At 68.7% G+C, this 18,823-nt stretch carries 19 protein-coding genes; 11 read left to right on the top strand and 8 right to left on the bottom strand.

The annotated features are described in order from the left end of the window. The first annotated feature begins 54 nt into the window (after nucleotides 1–54). The 4 genes from ACWPXK_RS14350 (at nucleotide 55) to ACWPXK_RS14335 (ending at nucleotide 4,564) form a co-directional block, all read left to right on the top strand. On the top strand, nucleotides 55–1,059 hold the full coding sequence (locus ACWPXK_RS14350) for an NADP-dependent oxidoreductase (protein WP_454197039.1): 1,005 nt from the start codon (nucleotides 55–57) through the stop codon (nucleotides 1,057–1,059). 303 nt (nucleotides 1,060–1,362) lie between these two features. Continuing rightward, a complete protein-coding gene (locus ACWPXK_RS14345; RefSeq protein ID WP_454196606.1) occupies nucleotides 1,363–2,523 on the top strand; it encodes a PP2C family protein-serine/threonine phosphatase in 1,161 nt (386 codons plus the stop codon). Then, the gene (locus tag ACWPXK_RS14340; RefSeq protein WP_454196605.1) at nucleotides 2,520–4,124 is read left to right on the top strand and encodes a sensor histidine kinase; all 1,605 of its coding nucleotides are present in this window, start codon (nucleotides 2,520–2,522) and stop codon (nucleotides 4,122–4,124) included. Before ACWPXK_RS14345 ends, ACWPXK_RS14340 begins: the two co-directional genes overlap by 4 nt. Next, nucleotides 4,121–4,564: a response regulator gene (locus ACWPXK_RS14335; protein ID WP_454196604.1), complete on the top strand. Its 444-nt coding sequence runs from the start codon at nucleotides 4,121–4,123 to the stop codon at nucleotides 4,562–4,564. The genes ACWPXK_RS14340 and ACWPXK_RS14335 overlap by 4 nt, the downstream gene beginning before the upstream one ends. A 76-nt stretch (nucleotides 4,565–4,640) precedes the next feature. Here the strand turns inward: ACWPXK_RS14335 and ACWPXK_RS14330 are convergent, their stop codons facing one another. Continuing rightward, entirely contained in the window at nucleotides 4,641–5,003 is a 363-nt protein-coding gene (locus ACWPXK_RS14330; RefSeq protein WP_454196603.1) for an STAS domain-containing protein, read from the bottom strand. 350 nt (nucleotides 5,004–5,353) lie between these two features. Here ACWPXK_RS14330 and ACWPXK_RS14325 point away from each other — a divergent pair, with 350 nt between their 5' ends. The 3 genes from ACWPXK_RS14325 to ACWPXK_RS14315 all read left to right on the top strand — a co-directional run bounded on the left by ACWPXK_RS14325 (nucleotide 5,354) and on the right by ACWPXK_RS14315 (nucleotide 8,170). Next, nucleotides 5,354–6,040: a HEAT repeat domain-containing protein gene (locus tag ACWPXK_RS14325; RefSeq protein ID WP_454196602.1), complete on the top strand. Its 687-nt coding sequence runs from the start codon at nucleotides 5,354–5,356 to the stop codon at nucleotides 6,038–6,040. Beyond that, the gene (locus ACWPXK_RS14320) at nucleotides 6,034–7,059 is read left to right on the top strand and encodes a MerR family transcriptional regulator (protein WP_454196601.1); all 1,026 of its coding nucleotides are present in this window, start codon (nucleotides 6,034–6,036) and stop codon (nucleotides 7,057–7,059) included. The genes ACWPXK_RS14325 and ACWPXK_RS14320 overlap by 7 nt, the downstream gene beginning before the upstream one ends. Nucleotides 7,060–7,726: 667 nt before the next feature. Continuing rightward, nucleotides 7,727–8,170: a pyridoxamine 5'-phosphate oxidase family protein gene (locus ACWPXK_RS14315; RefSeq protein ID WP_454196600.1), complete on the top strand. Its 444-nt coding sequence runs from the start codon at nucleotides 7,727–7,729 to the stop codon at nucleotides 8,168–8,170. A gap of 71 nt (nucleotides 8,171–8,241) precedes the next feature. On the opposite strand, the gene ACWPXK_RS14310 is transcribed toward ACWPXK_RS14315, so the two are convergent. The 6 genes from ACWPXK_RS14310 to mftR all read right to left on the bottom strand — a co-directional run bounded on the left by ACWPXK_RS14310 (nucleotide 8,242) and on the right by mftR (nucleotide 13,630). Further along, nucleotides 8,242–10,527: a SpoIIE family protein phosphatase gene (locus tag ACWPXK_RS14310; protein WP_454196599.1), complete on the bottom strand. Its 2,286-nt coding sequence runs from the start codon at nucleotides 10,525–10,527 to the stop codon at nucleotides 8,242–8,244. After that, nucleotides 10,524–11,198, bottom strand: coding sequence for a SpoIIE family protein phosphatase (locus ACWPXK_RS14305; protein ID WP_454196598.1), 675 nt, complete (start codon nucleotides 11,196–11,198; stop codon nucleotides 10,524–10,526). The genes ACWPXK_RS14310 and ACWPXK_RS14305 overlap by 4 nt, the downstream gene beginning before the upstream one ends. Then, entirely contained in the window at nucleotides 11,191–11,604 is a 414-nt protein-coding gene (locus ACWPXK_RS14300) for an ATP-binding protein (protein ID WP_195083374.1), read from the bottom strand. The genes ACWPXK_RS14305 and ACWPXK_RS14300 overlap by 8 nt, the downstream gene beginning before the upstream one ends. Further along, nucleotides 11,594–11,983, bottom strand: coding sequence for an STAS domain-containing protein (locus tag ACWPXK_RS14295; RefSeq protein WP_040779629.1), 390 nt, complete (start codon nucleotides 11,981–11,983; stop codon nucleotides 11,594–11,596). The genes ACWPXK_RS14300 and ACWPXK_RS14295 overlap by 11 nt, the downstream gene beginning before the upstream one ends. Before the next feature lie 16 nt (nucleotides 11,984–11,999). Then, nucleotides 12,000–12,893, bottom strand: coding sequence for an STAS domain-containing protein (locus tag ACWPXK_RS14290; RefSeq protein WP_357732523.1), 894 nt, complete (start codon nucleotides 12,891–12,893; stop codon nucleotides 12,000–12,002). Between the two features lie 140 nt (nucleotides 12,894–13,033). After that, nucleotides 13,034–13,630, bottom strand: coding sequence for a mycofactocin system transcriptional regulator (gene mftR, locus ACWPXK_RS14285; RefSeq protein ID WP_454196597.1), 597 nt, complete (start codon nucleotides 13,628–13,630; stop codon nucleotides 13,034–13,036). A gap of 65 nt (nucleotides 13,631–13,695) precedes the next feature. On the opposite strand from mftR, the gene mftE reads away from it, so the two are divergent. Together mftE and mftD are read left to right on the top strand one after the other, a co-directional pair. Continuing rightward, nucleotides 13,696–14,397, top strand: coding sequence for a mycofactocin biosynthesis peptidyl-dipeptidase MftE (mftE, locus tag ACWPXK_RS14280; RefSeq protein ID WP_454196596.1), 702 nt, complete (start codon nucleotides 13,696–13,698; stop codon nucleotides 14,395–14,397). Then, a complete protein-coding gene (gene mftD / locus ACWPXK_RS14275) occupies nucleotides 14,394–15,620 on the top strand; it encodes a pre-mycofactocin synthase MftD (protein WP_454196595.1) in 1,227 nt (408 codons plus the stop codon). Before mftE ends, mftD begins: the two co-directional genes overlap by 4 nt. 1 nt (nucleotide 15,621) lies before the next feature. Here mftD and ACWPXK_RS14270 read toward each other — a convergent pair whose 3' ends face one another. Next, the gene (locus ACWPXK_RS14270) at nucleotides 15,622–16,092 is read right to left on the bottom strand and encodes a MarR family winged helix-turn-helix transcriptional regulator (protein ID WP_454196594.1); all 471 of its coding nucleotides are present in this window, start codon (nucleotides 16,090–16,092) and stop codon (nucleotides 15,622–15,624) included. A gap of 279 nt (nucleotides 16,093–16,371) precedes the next feature. Here ACWPXK_RS14270 and ACWPXK_RS14265 point away from each other — a divergent pair, with 279 nt between their 5' ends. Further along, on the top strand, nucleotides 16,372–18,048 hold the full coding sequence (locus ACWPXK_RS14265) for a fumarate hydratase (RefSeq protein ID WP_454196593.1): 1,677 nt from the start codon (nucleotides 16,372–16,374) through the stop codon (nucleotides 18,046–18,048). Between the two features lie 138 nt (nucleotides 18,049–18,186). Further along, a complete protein-coding gene (locus tag ACWPXK_RS14260) occupies nucleotides 18,187–18,663 on the top strand; it encodes a hypothetical protein (RefSeq protein WP_454196592.1) in 477 nt (158 codons plus the stop codon). Nucleotides 18,664–18,823 lie beyond the last annotated feature (160 nt).

The following is an 18,823-nucleotide window of genomic DNA, read 5'->3' as shown; positions in this document are numbered from 1 at the left end:
GACGCGGTTGCGGTAGTCACCACCCACCGGGGCGGACGAGAAACGGAGACGATGATGAAAACCTTCATGATCGAGCGGTACGGCGACAAGGCCGGGGTGCGCGCCGGCGAGATGCCCGAGCCGCGGGTGGGCGCCGACGACGTCCTGGTCCGGATCCACGCGGCGAGCGTCAACCCGCTGGACCTGAAGCTGCGCGACGGGGACTTCAAGGCGATCCTGCCGTACCGTCTCCCGCTCGTCCTGGGCAACGACCTCGCCGGGGTGGTGGTCGAGGTGGGATCGTCCGTCACGCGGTTCGCGGTGGGTGATGAGGTCTACGCGCGGCCCGGCAAAGACCGCATCGGTACCTTCGCCGAACTCATCGCCGTCCACCAGGACGATGTGGCGATCAAACCGGCCACGCTCACCATGGCGCAGGCCGCGTCCCTTCCCCTGGTCGCCCTGACCTCGTGGCAGGCGCTGGTCGAGCGGGCACAGGTGCAGCCAGGTCAGAAGGTCCTCATCCACGCGGGCTCCGGCGGCGTGGGCACCATCGCCGTCCAGCTGGCCAAGCACCTGGGTGCGCACGTGGCAACGACCGTGAGCACGGCCAACATCGACCTCGTGAAGGAGCTCGGCGCGGATGTCGTCATCGACTACAAGCAGCAGGCGTTCGAGACAGTCCTTGACGGCTACGACGTCGTGCTGGACACCCTCGGCGGCGAGACGCTCGAGAAATCCCTGCAGGTACTGAAGCCCGGTGGCAAGGTCATCAGCATCGCAGGCCCTCCCGACGCGGCTTTCGCTCGCGAGCTCGGCGCGAACGCGATCCTGCGACTGGCGATGAGCGCGCTGAGCTTCAAGATCCGGCGCCGCGCCAAGCGCCGCACCGTCACGTACTCGTTCCTGTTCATGAAGGCCAGCGGCGACCAGCTGCGCGAACTCACGCCGCTCATCGACGCCGGGAAGATTCGTCCAGTCGTCGACCGGGTCTTCCCGTTCGAGCAGACCCGCGAGGCCCTGCAGTACGTCGAGAAGAGCCGCGCAAAGGCCGGAAAGGTCGTCATCGCGATGACGTGAGGGCAGGCCATCGCCGGAGGAGCGCACAGAGGACCGCGACAAAGCCGTCTCGGTGTCGTCGTTCCGCGCCCAACTATTACGATGCGGGAACCGGCGCCAACACAGCAATTGCCCGGCGAGTCCGCGCCGCGTACAAGATCGGATACGATCACTGCTGCCTCTCGGTCCAGCAACCGGCCGCTGAGTATGTCGGCGTGCCCCCGGGGTGACGCCAGTTTGTCGTGATCGGAGGCCGTGGTGTCGTTGCGCACCCACGATGCTGATGTCTCTGTCGATTCGAGCCGGCTGGACCGGGAACCGACGATGCTGTTGGTCGAGGACGACCCCGGCGATGCCTTGCTGGTCGAGGAGCTCGTCGCCGATGTCGCGCAGGGTCTGCGCCTGGAGTGGGTGCGGACGCTGGCCGAGGCGGGCGAGCGGCTGCGCGTCTCGGTTCCCGATTGCGTGCTGCTCGATCTGCACCTCCCCGACGCCCAGGGCTTGGAGGCGCTGGCCAGGGTCCGCGCGTACAACGATCGGGTCGCCGTCGTGGTGATGACGGGCCTCGACGAAGAGCGAACCGGCCTCGACGCGGTCGCCTTCGGGGCGCAGGACTATCTGGTGAAGGGCCGGGTGGAACCCGACGTGTTCGTGCGCGCGGTGCGTTACGCGATCCAGCGCAAACACGCCGAGCGCACCAGCGCGGCCCTTCAGGCCAGCCAGATGCGGGCGGAGGAGAACGCCCGATTGGAACGCGGCCTGCTGCCGAAACCGCTGCTCGGACCGGACCGGACCGTCGACGTGGTCTCGCGGTACCGCCCGGGTCGCGCGCATTCGCTGCTCGGTGGCGATTTCTACGACGTGGTCCAGAGCGAGGACGGTACGGTGCACGCCGTCATCGGCGACGTGTCCGGGCATGGACCCGACGCCGCCGCCACCGGTGTCGCGTTGCGATTGGCCTGGCGCACATTGGTTCTCAGCGGCGTCACCGGTCCGCGGCAGTTGCGTCTGCTGGAGCAGGTGTTGCTCGCCGAGCGCACCGATCGGCAGACCTTCGCGACCGCGACCAGCCTGGTACTCGACCCGCGGACGCGCCGAGTGCACGTCTGGCGCGCCGGGCACCCCGGCATGCTGCGCCGGCGCGGCGACGAGTTGCACTGGCTCGAGGTGCCGGGCGGACCCGCGCTCGGGTTTCTGCCCGGGCGCGCCCAATGGCCGAGTCACGAGATCGATCTCCCGGACGGCGCGGGTTTGATGCTGTTCACCGACGGCCTGTTCGAGGGCCGCGTCGGCGCGGGTGCGCAGCGGCTCGGCGAACAGGGCCTGCTCGAACTGGCGGGTACGGTTCCCGCCGAACGGGCCGAACCGTTCGTCGACGAGCTGATCCGCCGGGTCGAGGAATTGGCTGGCTCCGCAGGCGGTTTGGACGATGACCTGGCGATCTTGTATCTGCGCTGGCGAGCGGACGGGAGGCGAGACCGATGACGAGAACAACCGTCGGCAGGCTGACCGCGCAGGGCTGGTTCCAGCTCGTGCTCGCCGTGATGGTCCTGCTGGTGATCGTCGGCGCGATCGCGGGCGGGCAGGTCATCGCGCACACCAATCGGGTCACCGACCGGCTGCTGAGCCAGACCATGCCCGCGGCCGCCGAGGCATATCGCCTGGAAAGCGCGCTGGTGAACCAGGAGACCGGCCTGCGCGGTTACGCCATCGCCGCCGACTCGCGGTTCCTCGAGCCGTACCACGAAGGCAAGCGGGAACAGGAGCGCGCCGCGGCCCGGCTGCGCGAGCTGCTCGCCGACCGGCCGGACCGGATCGCCGATGTCGAGGCGGTGGAGCGGGCGGCGCAGCGGTGGCGCGACGAGTACGCCGACCCGCTGGCCGCGACCGTGACCACCGGCACCACCCGTCCGGTCGAGACCTCGGCGGCGTTGCGCGGCAAAGCTATCTTCGATCAGGTGCGGGCCGCATCCGCCGCGCAGCGCGACAACATCGCGGCCGAGGTCGCGCATGGCAGCGAGGAACTCGCGCACGCCCGCACGGTGCGCAACGTAGTGCTCTCCGGCTTGATCGCCACCATCCTGCTGACCGGCGTCGTGTTGACCGCGCTGATCCGGCGGTTGGTCGCGCGCCCGCTCGGCCACCTCACCGAGTCGTCGAAGCGGGTCGCCGACGGTGAATTCGACCATCGCATCGACGCCCACGGTCCTGCCGACCTCGCCCTGGTCGCCGAGGCGGTGGAGGATATGCGACGTCGGATCGTCGCCGAGCTCGGCGCCTCCCGCGCGCAGCAGGCGCTGCTGGAGCAGCAGAAGGCGGACCTCGATCTCCAGGCCGAGGAGCTGCGCCGCTCGAACGCCGAGCTGGAGCAGTTCGCCTACGTCGCGTCGCACGACCTGCAGGAGCCGCTGCGCAAGGTCGCCTCGTTCTGCCAGCTGTTGGAGAAGCGCTACGGCTCGGAGCTGGACGAACGCGGCAGGCAGTACATCGACTTCGCGGTGGACGGCGCCAAGCGCATGCAGGTGCTCATCAACGACCTGCTGACGTTCTCCCGCGTCGGGCGGATCAGCGAGGGCATCGAGCCGACCCGGCTGGACCAGCCGTTGCACAAGGCACTCACCAACCTGTCGTCGGCGATCGAGGACAACGGCGCCACCATCGAACTACCGGACGAACTGCCCGAAATCCTCGGTGAGCCGACGCTGCTGGCGATGTTGTGGCAGAACCTGATCGGCAACGCCGTCAAGTTCCGCAAGCCCGACGTTCCGCCGGTCGTGCGTGTCGACTGCGAGCGCGCCGCGGAAGGGACCGAGGGCTGGCAGTTCTCGGTGACCGACAACGGCATCGGCATCGCACCGGAATTCGCCGAGAAGGTGTTCGTCATCTTCCAGCGTCTGCACGGCCGCGACGAATACAGCGGTACGGGAATCGGATTGGCCGTCTGCAAGAAGATCGTCGAATATCACGGCGGCAGAATCTGGATCGATACCGACCACCGCGACGGCACCCGCCTCTGCTTCACCCTCCAACCCGTCGAATCCGCGAGGACGGAGTCCAGCCAAACCACCGAAAGGGCCAGCGTATGACCATTCCCGTCCAGCCGATCGACATCCTGCTCGTCGAGGACGATCCCGGCGACGAGTTGATGACGCGGGAGGCGTTCGAGGACAACAAGATCGGCAACACGCTGCACGTCGCGCACGACGGGCAGGAGGCGCTCGACTTCCTGTACCGGCAGGGCGGATTCGCGAACGCGCCGCGACCCGATCTGATCCTGCTCGATCTGAACCTGCCGAAGTACGACGGCAGGCAGGTGCTGGAGAAAATCAAGGCCGATCCGGAGCTGACGCACATCCCGGTCGTCGTGCTGACCACCTCGGCGGCCGAAGAGGACATTCTGCGCAGCTACAAACTGCACGCCAGTGCCTACGTGACCAAGCCGGTGGATCTCGACCAGTTCGTGGCCGCGATCAAGCAGATCGACGAGTTCTTCGTGCAGGTCGTACGGTTGCCGCGGCAGCGTTAGGCGTACCTCCGCCTTTCGCTCCGGCCATACGCGCGGGTTTCGACGGACTTCGTCCGACAGCGCCCATCAGGCGCGGTCAGCTCGGGGTGCGGCTCTCGTCCGCGGCGAGCGCGGCGTCCAGCGAGGGGAACACCGAGAGCAGCTCGTCGAGCGCGGTGAGTTCGATCGGGCGGCGCACCGCGTCGGAGGCAACGACGCGCAGTCGTGCCTGCTGCGCTTCGGAAGCGACGAGCAGCACGCTCAGTCCCGCCGAGCCCAGAAAGCCGACCTCGGACATGTCGACGACCAGCGACTTTCCGCCCCGCTGAGCCTCTTTCAAGGCGGCCTGCAGCTGCGGTGCGGAAGCCATGTCGACCTCGCCCTGCACGATGACGACGTCGACCTCGCCGTGCTCGCGCACCTGGACGTCGAGAACTTTGGTCGCCCCCTCGCCGCTCACAGCCGACCTCCCAGCTCGCAATTCGCCACTTTCCCACCTCTGCACCATCGAGCCTCGTCACGCCAGGCGCGACAAGGCTGTGAGCGTTCTCCGAAGTCAACTTACCCGAACGTGACCGGCGTAACCGCCGCGCCGAAATACGAAGACCGGCACCACTATCGGCCGCCTCGTCGCGTGCGGTCTCGAGGGCAGCGAACTGCGCCCGCGTGCGATCGTCGCGCTCGGCAGTGTGATCGGCACCGAGTCGTGCGCGAACGCGGGCGAGTTGCGTCGAGTACAACGATGTGCACGGCGGCTCGCCCGCGAACTTGACATTGTCACTGTGACAAGGCCTTCACTGGCTGTCGGAGGTGGTCCCCATCAACTCGACACATAGGAATCCACAGGACACGCGGCTGCTCGACGCATTGGCGGCTGCGAACTCGTCGACGCGGCTGCAGGCGGCCCTGGCAGTCGGCACGCATCCCGAGCCCGGTTTCGTCGATGCGCTCGTAGAACGGTGCGCGATCGAGCCGGACTTCTTCGTCCGCGACATGCTCACCTGGGCGCTGACCCGTCTCTCACCGGAGATCACGGTTCCGAAACTCTGCGCGGAACTCCGTTCCGAGCGTGCACAGGCCCGCAGCCAAGCGTTGCACACGCTGTCCAAAATCGGGGACCCGAACGCGTGGCCCTCGATCACGCGGTCATTGCTGCGCGACGCCGACGACGAGGTCGCGCGGAGTGCATGGCGCGCTGCCGTCGTTCTCGTGCCCGACGGGGAGAAGGACAGGCTGGCCGCGGAGTTGGCCACGCAATTCGGCCGCGGTGACCGGGAAGTGCGGCTGAGTCTGAGCCGTGCCCTCGTCGCGCTCGGCAACGTGGTCGAGCCGGTCCTGCGAACGGCGATGGCAAGTCACGACCCGACGGTGCGTGCGCATGCGAGCGCCACGGAGCGGCTCCTGCGCGACCCGGATGCCGGATTCGACCTCGCCGTCGATGCGGCGAGACGGGTCGTCGCGCTCGGTCCGGACCGGGAGGAGACAACCGCGTGCTGATCGGCGAGGTGGCGCGCCGCTCGGGGGTGAGCGCGCGGATGCTCCGGCACTACGACTCCCTCGGGCTGGTACGACCGACCGGCCGCACTGTGGGTGGCTACCGGGAATACTCCCCCGAAGACATCCGGCGGATCTTCCACGTGGAAGGGTTGCGGTCCCTGGGACTGTCACTGAGCCAAATCAGATCCGCTCTCGATGATCTCGGATTCACCCCGTCCGCACTGGTCGGCGACCTCATCCGAAAAACCGAGGAACGACTGAACCGGGAGCAGGAACTCCTCGAGCGGCTCCGTACGGTCGATGCGGCCGAGCCCTCCGGTTGGCACGATGTCCTGCGCATCGTCGAGCTACTGCGGGGACTCGGTTCGCAGAGTGCCGCCCGGCGGCTGCAGGCCGTCCTGGCCCCGGCCGAGGACGTGCCGGTGCCCGCCGAGCTCCTGGCCGGTGCGGTCCTCACCGAATCCGATCCGAACGTTGCCGGGGCCCTGCGGTGGGCCCTGGCGCGGGCCGGCGGTGACGGTGTGGCGAGCGTGGCATCCGGCATGGCCTCGCAGGACGTCGACGTCCGGCGCCGCGCGGTCCTGGCGCTCGCCGAGCTACCCGGCGACAAGGCGACCGCGGTGCTCACGGACGCGCTCGGGGACGAGGACACGACGATCCGCAGACATGCTGCTCTCGCACTGGGTGCGCGGGGCGTGACCCTGGCTGTGCCGGCACTAGTCGGCACGGTGGTCGAGGGCCCGAACGATGTCGAGGCGGCCGAGCTCTTGGGCACGTTGGCACGGGACGCGAAGTGGGCAGATCGGATCCTGAGTGCGCTGGTCGACGAGCTGACCGCACACACAGCGGACTCGGCGATGCGGATGCGACTGACCCAGGCACTCGCCGAGATGCCCGGGACCATCGCGCTGGACATCCTGCAGCAACTGACCCACGACGATGATCGGGCCGTGGCCCTCATCGCCTCGGCTCTCGTGGAAATGCTCGAGAAACGGCCGGACGAGGAAACCCGCACATGACGCTACTCGCGCGCGAGCGGATGAGCCTGCCCGGTGAACGCCGACACCGTCACTTCCACCAGTGACGTAGGGAAGCGTGGCCGAGCTGGATGGCCGCCTACCACAGGCTCGGCCGTGCGCCTGGTCGCCGGAAAGTCGAGCGCCCCGAGAAACATTGGGTGTGTAACTTGCGGCTCGGTCGATCGCGCTGACGGCAAGCGGTGGTCGGGCGCGTCCGGATCGGGCATTCAGCGGTGCACTGGTCATCCGGCACGGGGACTTTCGGCCCTACTCGGGGACGCGCCGATCCGGGGATATTCGCCGGAGTCGTAGTGGTGATCGCGGGAGCGGAAAGCGAGTCGATGCCGGTGAGTACTTCCGAATTGGAGTCGGCTGAAGCGGCGTCGGTGGTGACGGTGCGGGCGAAGGGTTCTGGCGACTCGACCGATTTCGCCAGGACAGTGCGGTCGATCGAGCGTGCGATGCGATGCCGTGGCGGCGTCGAGACGGCCAGGGTGAGGTTCACCGGCCCGCCGGATGTCACGGGTCCGGTGCTGGCACAGGTGAACATCGACGATCGAGACAGGCCGATCAGGGTGCAGGTCGCCGGTCCCCGGGGGTGCATCGCCACATTCGTCGCCGATCGGCTCGACCGGTGCGGCCCCTCAGGCCCGAGGCGGGCCGTCTCGTGACCGAGCGAACCGCCGAGGGGCCCAGTGCCCGCGAGACCGTCGCGCTGGACCGTGCGGAAGCGATGCGACTGCTTGCCGGGGTGCCGATCGGACGAGTGGTCTTCACCCGCAACGCCTTACCTGCCATCCGCCCGGTTAATCACCTGGTCGACGACCGCGGCGCGATCATCGTGCGAACCAGTCTCTCGTCGGGGCTCACCACCGCCGTGCGCGGAAGCTTTCCCGTGGTGGTCGCCTACGAGGCCGACGAGATCGATCCGGTCCGGCATCTGGGGTGGTCGGTCGTCGTGGTCGGGCTCGCGCACACCGTTACCGATCCCGCCCGTGCCGCCCACTACGAGCAGCTGCTGCGGCCGTGGGTCGACCAGGTGACCGACGCGGTGATCGCCATCGAACCCGACATCGTCACCGGCATCCGCCTCATCGAAAAGGAAAGATAGGCAACACCGTTGGTGCGTGATCCGACCGAGCGGAGGTGGTGGCGCCGGTGCTGCTGGCTACCGCCGCACCATCACCCGGGAATCCGCCGGTTCGTGCCACGCAGTGGGTTGGCCACCGGGAAGGTGATGGCGGGCAGTGTCACCGACATCCGGACCGTCGTCCCCGGTCCGGAGTTGTCGATGTCGAGTTCCTCCGTCAGTGCGCGCATCATGTCGATGCCGCGGCCGCGATAGCCGGGATCGGAGGCGCGTGGCTTCCAGTCGCCCGTGTCGGTGACCACGATCACGACCGTGTCGATATCGCAGGTGGCCGAGAGCAGTACCTGCCCGGCGTCGCCGTTGCGGTAGGCGTGCTCGATGCTGTTGCTGCACGCCTCGTTGGCCGCGGCGACCAGATCGGCGGCCAAGTCGTGCGGTACCGCCGCGGCGGCCAGCCAGCCTTTCAGCGTGCGCCGCAAGACCGCGAGCTCGTCCGCGTGCGCGGGCACGTCCAGTCGCAGCGGCGCGGGCGGCTGGCGGTAGACCACCATGGCCACGTCGTCGTCGTATCCGGCCGCGGGCCGCAGCCGGGACAGCACCGCGTCGGCGACCTCGCGCGGCAGCCGTCCCGACGTGTCGGCGAGCACCGCGGCGATCTTGGCGAACCCCTCATCGATGTCGACGCCGCGCTGTTCGACCAGGCCGTCGGTGAACAGCACCAGCGTCGAGCCGGGGGCCAGTGCCGTGGTGGCCTCCGGGCGGCGCGGCGGATCGAACGTCGCCAGCGGCACCGAGCGGCCGCCCTCGAGCAGCCTGCCGGTCCTGCCGACATCGGCGAGGATCGGTGGCATGTGCCCGGCGCTGCTGTAGCGGACCAGCCCGCGCACCGGGTCCAGCACGGCGGCGCACACCGTGGTGCACATGGCGCCCGGGATGCGTGCGGCGACCGTGTCGAGTTCGGCGAGCAACTGCGCCGGTCCCGCGCCGCGCAGCAGCAGCGCGCGCGCCGCGGTCCGCAGCTGGCCCATCACCACCGCGGCGGACAGGCCACGGCCCACGCAGTCGCCGACCACCACGCCGATTGTTCCGTCGCGCAGCGGCACCACGTCGTACCAGTCGCCGCCGATCTCCAGTGGTGGCAGCGCGGGCTCATAGTGCACCGAGAAGCGCGGCGGAAGCTCGATCGGGCCGAGCATGGCGCGTTGCAGGGTCAGCGACGTGGCGCGCGCTTGGTCGAAGTTGCGCGCCCGCTGGACCGCGAGGCTGAGGTGGCCGATCAACAGGGAGAACAGCGTCCAGTCCGCGGCGCTGATCGCGCGGGGCGCGGCGAAACGCAACCACATGGCGGCGTCGCGAGTCTCACCGAGCGGCGCGATGATGCCCTCGGAGCTCTCGGCGCCTTCGGGGATGGCCAGGAGGCTGCGTGGCGGCCTGCGCCTGGCCCGGTCCAGCAGCGCGCGCGACCGGTCGTCGAGGGCGGCGGCACCGTTGTGCGAAGCGCCGTCCGCGCCCGCGCCGGAGACGTATACCTCTGGCGCGGCAGTGCGGCTCGGCCACACCGCCACCACCGCGGTCTCCGCGCCCACGGTGCGGCGCAGCTCGTCGAGCCCGACGGCGAGCACCTCGACCACGCTGGTCGCCGCACCGACCGCGGTCGCCAGCCGGGAGGCCGCCTGGTCGCGCGCCTGCGCATCGTGTTCGGCGGTCACATCGCGGATGGTGCCGACGAAGATCCGCTCGTTGCCCTCCGGCTTGATCAGCGCGCTGGTGCTGACCGCGAGCCACACGTTCCGCCCGTCGCGATGCCGGATCGGGATGACGAAACGCTGCGCCTCGGTACCCAGATCGGGGTAGCGCGTGCCCTCCGGGCTCGACCACGGATGCGGCAGCGGGTAGGGGACACCCGCGGCGCCGTAGCCGGTCAGCGCGCCGAATGCGGTGTTGACCTCGATGATGGTGCCCTGCGCGTCGGCGACGAAGAAGCCGTCCTGAAGCGATTCGACCAGCGCTGTGCGGAAGGCATCCCGTCCGGCGAGATCGTCGGCGCGCGAACGCTGTTGCTCGTATCGGCGGGTGCCGTCGAGATAGCCGCGGGTGGCGATATCCAACGGAACCAGGGTTTGCAACAGGAATTCCAGCGCGTGCTCGGGCACACGACTCTCGGACTCGCCGCCTTCCGGCGCGACGTCGTGCCGGTGCTGCTCGTTCTGGACGACCCGGAAGTGGTTCTCGGTGAGATCGAGCAGGCTGATGCCCTCCACCAGCGCACGCCTACCGAGTTCGTACCCTTCGGCGAGACCCGCTTGGCTGGGCGAATGCAGGTGCCGCCGTAGCGCGTCCGCGTAGGCGTCCAGGAAATCGGCCAGCAGCGCACTCATGTGTCCGCCTCGCCGGCGCTCCGCTCCGCCATGACCGCGCGGCCCGGCGCTGCTCCCGCACCGCGGTGCCGGGCGGCCAGCACGAGCGCGTCGTCGGTGTCCTTGGCGTGCGCGGCGAGGAGTTCGGCGGTGATGTCGGCGGTGGACTTGGAAAGGTCGATGCCCGTGGCGGATTCGGCGACGATGCCGTCGGTGCACATCAGCAGGAGGTCGCCGGGGCGGACCGACACCGACTGCGGCTGGAGGTTCGCCGGCAGCCGGTAGCCCACGATGCCCGCGGTGAGCAGCACGGTGGCGCGCACGGTCAGACCGGCAGGACCCGCGGTGAGCACCTGGGATTCGACATTGCCCACGCCGAGCCAGCGCACCGTGTCGCCCTCGTCGAACAGGGCCAGCGAGATCGCCGCACCACGGGTGTCGGCCATCGCGCGGTGACACAGCACCATGAGCACGTCGAGCGGTTCGGCGCGGTTCTCCGCGAGCACCCGCACCGCGCGGTCGGCCGCGTCCGCGGCGGCGGCGCCGTGCCCGAGCCCGTCCATGACGGCGAAAAGAGCTGTGCCGCCGCCGGTGTCGAGGACGACACTGCGGTCACCGGAGACCTGTTGACCGGGCAGTGCGCGACCGGCCACCGCCCACTCGATCCGGCCGATGAGCCCGTCCTCATGCACCGTTGGGCACCCACTTCCACATTTCCACCAGGGTGCCGCGGCCGGGCGCCGAGTCGACGGTGAGCCGGTCCATCAACCGCCGGGCGCCGGGCAGGCCGAGTCCGAGGCCGCGACCGGTGGAGTAGCCGTCCTCCAGCGCGCGAGCGATGTCGAGGATGCCGGGCCCTTGATCTTCGGCCTGCACCACCAGCGCTTGGCGCCCTTCTCGGTCATCGACAAGCAAACGGATTTCGCCGCTGCCCGCGTAACTGGTGATGTTGCGGGCGATTTCGGAGATCGCCGTGGAGATCATGGTTCGATCGGTGAGGGTGAATCCGAGCTTTGCTGCCAGTTCGCGTCCGGCCTGACGTGCGGTCACGATGTCCCCGGACACCCTGACCGCGATCACCACGTTCTCAGCGGCCACTGTCACGACCGTCTCGCTGGCGACGGGCTGGGGTCTTGCGGTCCAACCAGGCGAGTCCCTCTTCCAGATCGAGGGCGGTGTGCATGTCCTCGAACGTGAGACCGAGCTGCACCATGGCGAACGCGACTTCTGGTTGCAGGCCCACGATCACCGTTTCGGCGCCGCGCAGCTGCGTCATGTGCGCGATGGTACGCAACGATCTCGCGGCGAACGAATCCATGACGTCGATCGCGGTGACATCGACGATGATGCCGTGTGCCCGATATTTGCTGACCTGCTTCATCAGGTCGTCCTGCAGGCGCTCGGTGTCGGCGTCGGTCAGCGCGGACTGCACCGACGCGATGAGATACGTGCCCTGTTTGAGAATCGGAACCGGCATCTGCCCGCCCGCCTGATCAGCGGCCGTCGCGTTCGGTGACGCGGGAGACCTCGTAACCCAGCAGGCGTTCGGCTTCCTCGATGCCACCCTGCAGGTCGCCGACCGCGTTCATCTTCGACAGATCGAGGCCGATGGTGACCAGGGTCAGCGCGATCTCCGAGGACAGCCCGGTGATGATCACGTTCGCGCCCATCAGTCCGGACGCGTCGACGGTCTGCACCAAGTGGTTGGCCACCGTGGAGTCGATCGCGGGCACACCGGTGATGTCGATGACGACGACCTTCGCGCGGTTGGCTCGTATGGCGCGCAGCAGCTGCTCGGTGAGCTGGCGGGCGCGCTGGCTGTCCAGCACGCCGATGATGGGCAGGATCAGCAGCTGCTCACGCACCTGGAGCACCGGCGTGGACAGCTCCCGGATGGCTTCCTGCTGCTGGCGGATGACGCGCTCGCGCTCTTGGACGAAGGACACGGTCACCGTGTTGGCGATGCGGTTGGCGGCCGGTTCGTAGGCGTCGAGCACCTTGTTGAGGAGTTCGAAGTCCGACTGATACTTCTCGAAAAGGCTGCGTGCCAGCACGTCGCGCAGCAGCAGCACGATGCCGATGACCTCGTCGGTCTCGACGCCTCTCGGGATGATGCGTTCGGACAGGTCGCGCGCGTAAGCCTGCAGCGCTTCGACGCTACCGGTCTCGAGCACGTCGACGTAGCCGTCGTAGATCGAGGTCGCCTCGGAGAAGATCTCCTCCGGGGTCATGGCGGTGAGTAGCTGGGCGTCGGCGATGCGGCGCGCCCACTCTTCACGCAGCGCAGTGCGGTTCTGGCGCAGGTGCTCGACGAGCTGGGGCAGCAATTGGTCGATCGGTCCTGCGGCCAGGGAATCCGCCGAAAGGCTCATAGACACCTCGGACATGGAAACTCCTGCCCCTTTCGACGGTTGAGTCGGGATTTTTCGTGCTTCGGCTGCTAGCCGATTCCGAGCCTAGTCATACCCCACCCGAGTCGCCGACGAAACCTGCCGGTTGTTCGCCTGGCGTTCGGATGTGGTTGCTCTCACGGCACCGTAGCGAACCCGCGCTCCAGCGCCGCGAGCGCCTCGTCCAAATACACGGTGAGGTCCGCGTCGGCGCGGGCGAGCCAGGCGTCGAACGCGGCTCGGGCCGCCGCGAGCGTGGTCCGCCCGACGGCCAGCGGAATGAGCCCGTCCTCCGGCTCGCCGAGCCGTCCCGCGGCGAAGGCGCTCACCGCGCGTTCCCAGGCGTCGTAGTGTGTGCCTGCGGTGGCGGCCAGCGCGGGGACGGTGGCGATCAGCTGCATCCTGGTGCGCAGTTCCGGGACGTCCTCGGCGCGATATCGGTTGGCGTTCACCACGACTCGGCGCACGGCGGTCATCATCGGGACGTCGTCGGGCACTGTCGCGAAGGCCGCGCGCAGTGCCGCGACCTCGTCGTCGAACTGCCACCAGAGCACCTCCGCCTTGGTGGGGAAGTAGCGGAAGAACGTGCGTCCGCTGATGCCGGCGGCGGCGGCGATCTGCTCGACGGTGGTCTCGTCGAAGCCCTGCTCGGTGAACAGTCGCATGGCGATCAGTTCGAGCTGGCGCTTGGTGGTGCCGCGTGGGCGTCCGCGCGTGGTCTGGCTCTGCCGCATCGTCTGATTCTGCTCGATCGTGCACTACTCTTGATTATGTCAGTGACTGACGATAATCTCGCCGCATGTTGGCGGATCTGACCTGGCCCGAGGCGGGCGAGCGCGCCCGCGCGGGCGCGATCCTCGCCGTCGCGGTCGGGGCGACCGAGCAGCACGGCCCGCATCTGCCGCTGTCCACCGACACCGACGTCGCGGCGGCGCTGTGTGCCCGGCTGGCCGCCGCACGATCCGATGTGCTTGTCGGACCGGCGATCCCGTACGGCGCCAGCGGTGAGCACGCGGATTTTCCCGGCACGCTCTCGATCGGGCAGGCGGCGCTGGAGTTGCTGGTGGTCGAGCTGTGCCGCTCGGCGACCGGCGCCTTCGACCGCATCCTGCTGGTCAACTGGCACGGCGGCAATGTCGAACCGCTGCGCCGGGCGAAGGATCTGCTGCGCGCCGAGTCCCGCGACGTGCGCGTCTACCTGCCGCGCTTCGACGGCGACCTGCACGCGGGGCGGTCGGAGACCGCGCTCCAGCTGGCGCTCGCGCCGGGCCGGGTGCGGGTCGACCGGGCCGCCGCGGGGGACCCGCGTCCGCTGGCCGAGCTGCTGCCGGTGCTGCGCGCCGCAGGCGTACGCGCGGTGAGCGCCAACGGCGTGCTCGGCGACCCGGCGGGCGCGACCGAAGCCGAAGGCGCCGCCCTGCTCGATCACCTGGGCGCCGAGCTGCTCGACCGAACCCGGCTCTGGTGGCCGGAGAACTTCCCGGAAAGGACCGGAACATGAACCCGTGGTTCGAGACCGTCGCCGAAGCGCAGCGGCGGGCGAAGAAGCGGCTGCCGAAATCGGTGTACGGCGCGTTGATCGCCGGTTCCGAGCGCGGCCAGACCATCGAGGACAACCAGAAGGCGTTCACCGAACTGGGTTTCGCGCCGCATGTCGCGGGACCGATCGGTGCGCGCGATCAGTCGACGACCGTGCTGGGCCAACAGCTTTCGATGCCGGTGCTGATCTCGCCGACCGGCGTGCAGGCCGTGCATCCGGACGGCGAGGTGGCCGTCGCACGCGCCGCGGCCGCGCGCGGTATCGCGATGGGGCTGAGCTCGTTCGCCAGCAGGCCGATCGAAGAGGTGGTCGCGGCCAACCCGGCCACCTTCTTCCAGCTGTACTGGTGTGGTGGCAAGGACGAGATCCTGCAGCGGATGGCGCGGGCCGAAGCTGCCGGGGCGGTGGGGTTGATCCTGACGCTGGACTGGTCGTTCTCGCACGGACGCGATTGGGGCAGCCCGGTCATTCCGGAAAAACTCGACCTGCGCACCATGCTGAAATTCGCACCGCAGACTCTGGCGCGTCCGCGGTGGCTGGCCACCTACCTGCGTTCGGGCCGCATCCCGGACCTGACCGCTCCGAACATGGCCATCGGCGACAGCCCAGCGCCCGGCTTCTTCGGCGCCTACGGCGAATGGATGGGCACGCCGGCGCCGGATTGGGCGGATGTGCGGTGGGTCTGCGAGCAATGGAACGGGCCGGTGCTGCTCAAGGGCGTCATGCGGGTCGACGACGCGCTGCGGGCGGTGGACGCCGGTGTGGCGGCGATCTCGGTGTCCAACCACGGCGGCAACAACCTCGACGGCACTCCGGCCGCGATCCGCGCGCTGCCGGTGCTCGCCGACACGGTGGGCTCGCAGATCGAGGTGCTGTTCGACGGCGGCATCCGGCGCGGAAGTGACGTGGTGAAGGCGGTGGCGCTGGGTGCGCGGGCGGTGCTGATCGGGCGGGCCTATCTGTGGGGGCTGGCCGCGAATGGGCAGGCCGGCGTGGAGAACGTGCTGGACATCCTGCGCGGCGGCATTGATTCGGCGCTGCTGGGCCTGCGCAAGACTCGCGTCACCGAATTGGACCGCTCGGATGTGGTGGTGCCCGCCGGTTTCGAGCTGGCGCTGGGGGTGCCGGAAACAGCCGGTGCGGCAGGCACTTCGGGGGATCGTGCGGCGGCCGCGCCCGCGTGAGTCAGCTCTCGGTCGCCGATCGTCGATGGTGCGCGAGCAGGGTGTCGTAGATATCGGCCAGGGCGGCCAGCTGCTGGCGATCGAGGACGTCGATCATGTGCCTGCGCACGCTGCGCACGTGCCCGGGCGCGGCGCCGGTCAGTACCTCGGCGCCGTGCGGGGTGAGCCGCGCGGCGGTGCGGCGGGCATCGTCGGGGATCGGCTCCCGCACGACCAGGCCGCGCTTCTCCATCCGGGTGATCTGATGCGACAGCCTGCTCTGCGACCACTCGAGTTTGGCCGCCAAGGCGGCGAAGGTGAGCAGGTGGTCCGGGGTGTCGGCCAGATAGGCCAGCACGGAATATTCGACATAGGTGAGGTTGGACTCCCTGGTGGAGTCTCGCCCGACCGCCGCGGCGATGAGGTCGCGGGTGCGCACGAAACCTATCCAGGCGCGCATCTCGACCTCATCTAGCCAATGTGGATCGGTCACGATAGCGCTCCAAACTCTGACGTGATCACAAAGACCGTCCGGCGTCGCCGCGTGCGGCGCGCGAACAGTCTGCGCGCGGCCGGGCGATCGGACGCCCGAGCGCGTTCTCAGAGATGAGAGGTAGCATCACCGGGGTTGAACGTGCAACCTTTCTTGGCCAACTGTCCGAGATAGGGTTGCCTAACCATTCGGTGCGCGCGCAGCGGTGGCTAGGCTCGCTGTGCTCGTGACCAGCCCGGCCGCTCATGGCGCCCGGGCCCATCCGAAGGAGTGCGACTGGTGACCGCGCCGGACTTCCGCTATTCAGATCTGCTGCCGATCGGCGCGGACGACACCCCCTACCGGTTGCTCACCACTGAGGGCGTCAGCACGTTCGAGCACAACGGGCGCACGTTCCTGCAGGTCGAGCCGGAGGCGCTGCGGCTGCTCACCGAAACGGCGATGCACGACATCAGCCATTTCCTGCGCCCGGCGCACCTCGGCCAGCTGCGCAAGATCATCGAGGACCCGGAGTCCAGCGGTAACGACCGCTTCGTGGCGCTGGATCTGCTCAAGAACGTGAACATCTCCGCGGGCGGCATCCTGCCGATGTGCCAGGACACCGGCACCGCGATCGTCATGGGCAAGAAGTCCGAGGGCGTGCTCACCGGCGCCGACGACGCGGAATGGATCAGCCGGGGCGTTTTCGACGCCTACACCAAGCTGAACCTGCGCTACTCGCAGCTCGCGCCGATCACCATGTGGGAGGAGAAGAACACCGGTTCCAACCTGCCCGCGCAGGTCGAGCTGTACTCCACGGCAGGCGATCCGGCGCACCCGGCCTACAAGTTCCTGTTCATGGCCAAGGGCGGCGGTTCGGCCAACAAGTCCTTCCTCTACCAGGAGACCAAGGCCATCCTGAATCCCCAGCGCATGCTGGAATTCCTGGACGAGAAGATCCGCTCGCTCGGCACCGCGGCCTGCCCGCCCTATCACCTCGCGGTCGTCATCGGCGGAACCAGCGCCGAGTTCGCTTTGAAAACGGCCAAATACGCCTCGGCGCACTATCTGGACAACCTCCCCACCGAGGGGTCGCTGTCCGCGCACGCCTTCCGCGACCTGGAACTGGAGGAAGAGGTCTTCAAGCTGACCCAGTCCTTCGGCATCGGCGCGCAATTCGGCGGCAAGTACTTCTGCCACGACGTGCGGGTGGTGCGTCTGCCGCGGCACGGCGCAAGCTGTCCGGTCGCCATCGCGGTGTCCTGCTCGGCGGACCGGCAGGCGCTGGCCAAGATCACGGCCGAAGGCGTGTTCCTGGAGCAGCTCGAGCGCGAGCCCGCGCAGTATCTGCCCGAGCAGACCGACGCCATCCTCGGCGGTGACGTGGTGCGCATCGACCTGAACCGGCCGATGGACGAGATCCGCGCCGAATTGTCCAAATACCCGGTGAAGACCCGGCTTTCGCTGAGCGGTCCGCTGGTGGTCGCGCGCGACATCGCGCACGCCAAGATCAAGGAGCGCCTCGACGCGGGCGAGCCGATGCCGGATTATCTGCGTGACATGGCCGTCTACTACGCGGGCCCGGCCAAGACTCCGGAGGGCTACGCGTCCGGTTCCTTCGGCCCGACCACCGCGGGCCGGATGGACTCCTATGTCGACCAGTTCCAGGCCGCGGGCGGCTCGTTCGTCATGCTGGCCAAGGGCAATCGATCCGCGCAGGTGACCAAGGCGTGCAAGGAACACGGCGGCTTCTACCTCGGCTCCATCGGCGGCCCCGCCGCGCGGCTCGCGCTGGACTGCATCAAGTCGGTGGAGGTGCTGGAGTATCCCGAGCTCGGCATGGAAGCGGTGTGGAAGATCGAGGTCGAGGACTTTCCCGCGTTCATCGTGGTCGACGACAAGGGCAACGACTTCTTCGCCGAAACGCAGAAGCCCATCGCGCTGCGCGTGCGTACCCGCTCCAAAGAGCGCGTCTGAGCCATCCTCGGCCCGCGGGCGGCAGTCCGCGGACACGGTGATGTCACCTCGATCGCCGGGATGGCCTCGCCGTCGCACCGGGCACCCTGAGCCCAGTACGTCGTTGATTCCGGTACCTATGCGGGTCGAGGAGTGGCAATGAGTACATCCAGGAGCAAGTCCAGGCCGGTGCCGCCGTCGTTGCGCGTCTCGGAGTCGGCCGCGCGCCGGTTGGCCGAGCGCGCCGCGCGCGACGGAACCACCTGCGCCGTCCTGCTCGATCGGCTGATCCGCGAGGGTGTGGACCAGCTCGACCATCCCGGGGTCGTCTTCCGTGGCCCGCTGCACGATCGGCGCGCGGCGCTGGCCGCCGGACCCGACATCTGGGAAGTCGTTGCGCGCCTGCGGGAGTTGGACGGTCCGGTGGAGCGCCGCATCGCGGTGCTCAGCGCGAAGTCGGATCTGCACACGAGCAAGATCAGGATCGCACTCGCCTACGCCAGGGCACACGGCGGCGAGATCCTGGACCGGATCGGACGCAATAGGCAAGCGGTGGAAGCGATTCGCCGCGGTCGGCGGCGAGTAGCCGCGAGGGCGATGCGGTCGAGCGTACTGGACGGTCCGCCACGCGCGTGATTCGGCCGGATTGTCCGGTGCAGTAGGTCTTCACATACTGTGGAGCGAAATGTGGAAATGCTCACACTCTGTGCACAGTCTCACGTCACTCGCGGACGGTTATCCGGCGCAGGCCGGTAGCCGTCCGCGGTGCGTCGGCGGTGTTGCCCTTCACCCTGCT

The organism is Nocardia sp. Marseille-Q1738, assembly GCF_965283145.1.
This window is presented reverse-complemented; position numbering and strand designations above follow the sequence as displayed.

Coding starts and splice junctions, on each gene's coding strand:
- ACWPXK_RS14350 (WP_454197039.1), top strand. CDS start 55: ATGAAAACCTTCATGATCGAGCGGTACGGCGACAAGGCCGGGGTGCGC.
- ACWPXK_RS14345 (WP_454196606.1), top strand. CDS start 1,363: ATGCTGTTGGTCGAGGACGACCCCGGCGATGCCTTGCTGGTCGAGGAG.
- ACWPXK_RS14340 (WP_454196605.1), top strand. CDS start 2,520: ATGACGAGAACAACCGTCGGCAGGCTGACCGCGCAGGGCTGGTTCCAG.
- ACWPXK_RS14335 (WP_454196604.1), top strand. CDS start 4,121: ATGACCATTCCCGTCCAGCCGATCGACATCCTGCTCGTCGAGGACGAT.
- ACWPXK_RS14310 (WP_454196599.1), bottom strand. CDS start 10,527: ATGAGTGCGCTGCTGGCCGATTTCCTGGACGCCTACGCGGACGCGCTA.
- ACWPXK_RS14295 (WP_040779629.1), bottom strand. CDS start 11,983: ATGCCGGTTCCGATTCTCAAACAGGGCACGTATCTCATCGCGTCGGTG.
- ACWPXK_RS14290 (WP_357732523.1), bottom strand. CDS start 12,893: ATGTCCGAGGTGTCTATGAGCCTTTCGGCGGATTCCCTGGCCGCAGGA.
- mftR (WP_454196597.1), bottom strand. CDS start 13,630: ATGCGGCAGAGCCAGACCACGCGCGGACGCCCACGCGGCACCACCAAG.
- mftE (WP_454196596.1), top strand. CDS start 13,696: ATGTTGGCGGATCTGACCTGGCCCGAGGCGGGCGAGCGCGCCCGCGCG.
- mftD (WP_454196595.1), top strand. CDS start 14,394: ATGAACCCGTGGTTCGAGACCGTCGCCGAAGCGCAGCGGCGGGCGAAG.
- ACWPXK_RS14260 (WP_454196592.1), top strand. CDS start 18,187: ATGAGTACATCCAGGAGCAAGTCCAGGCCGGTGCCGCCGTCGTTGCGC.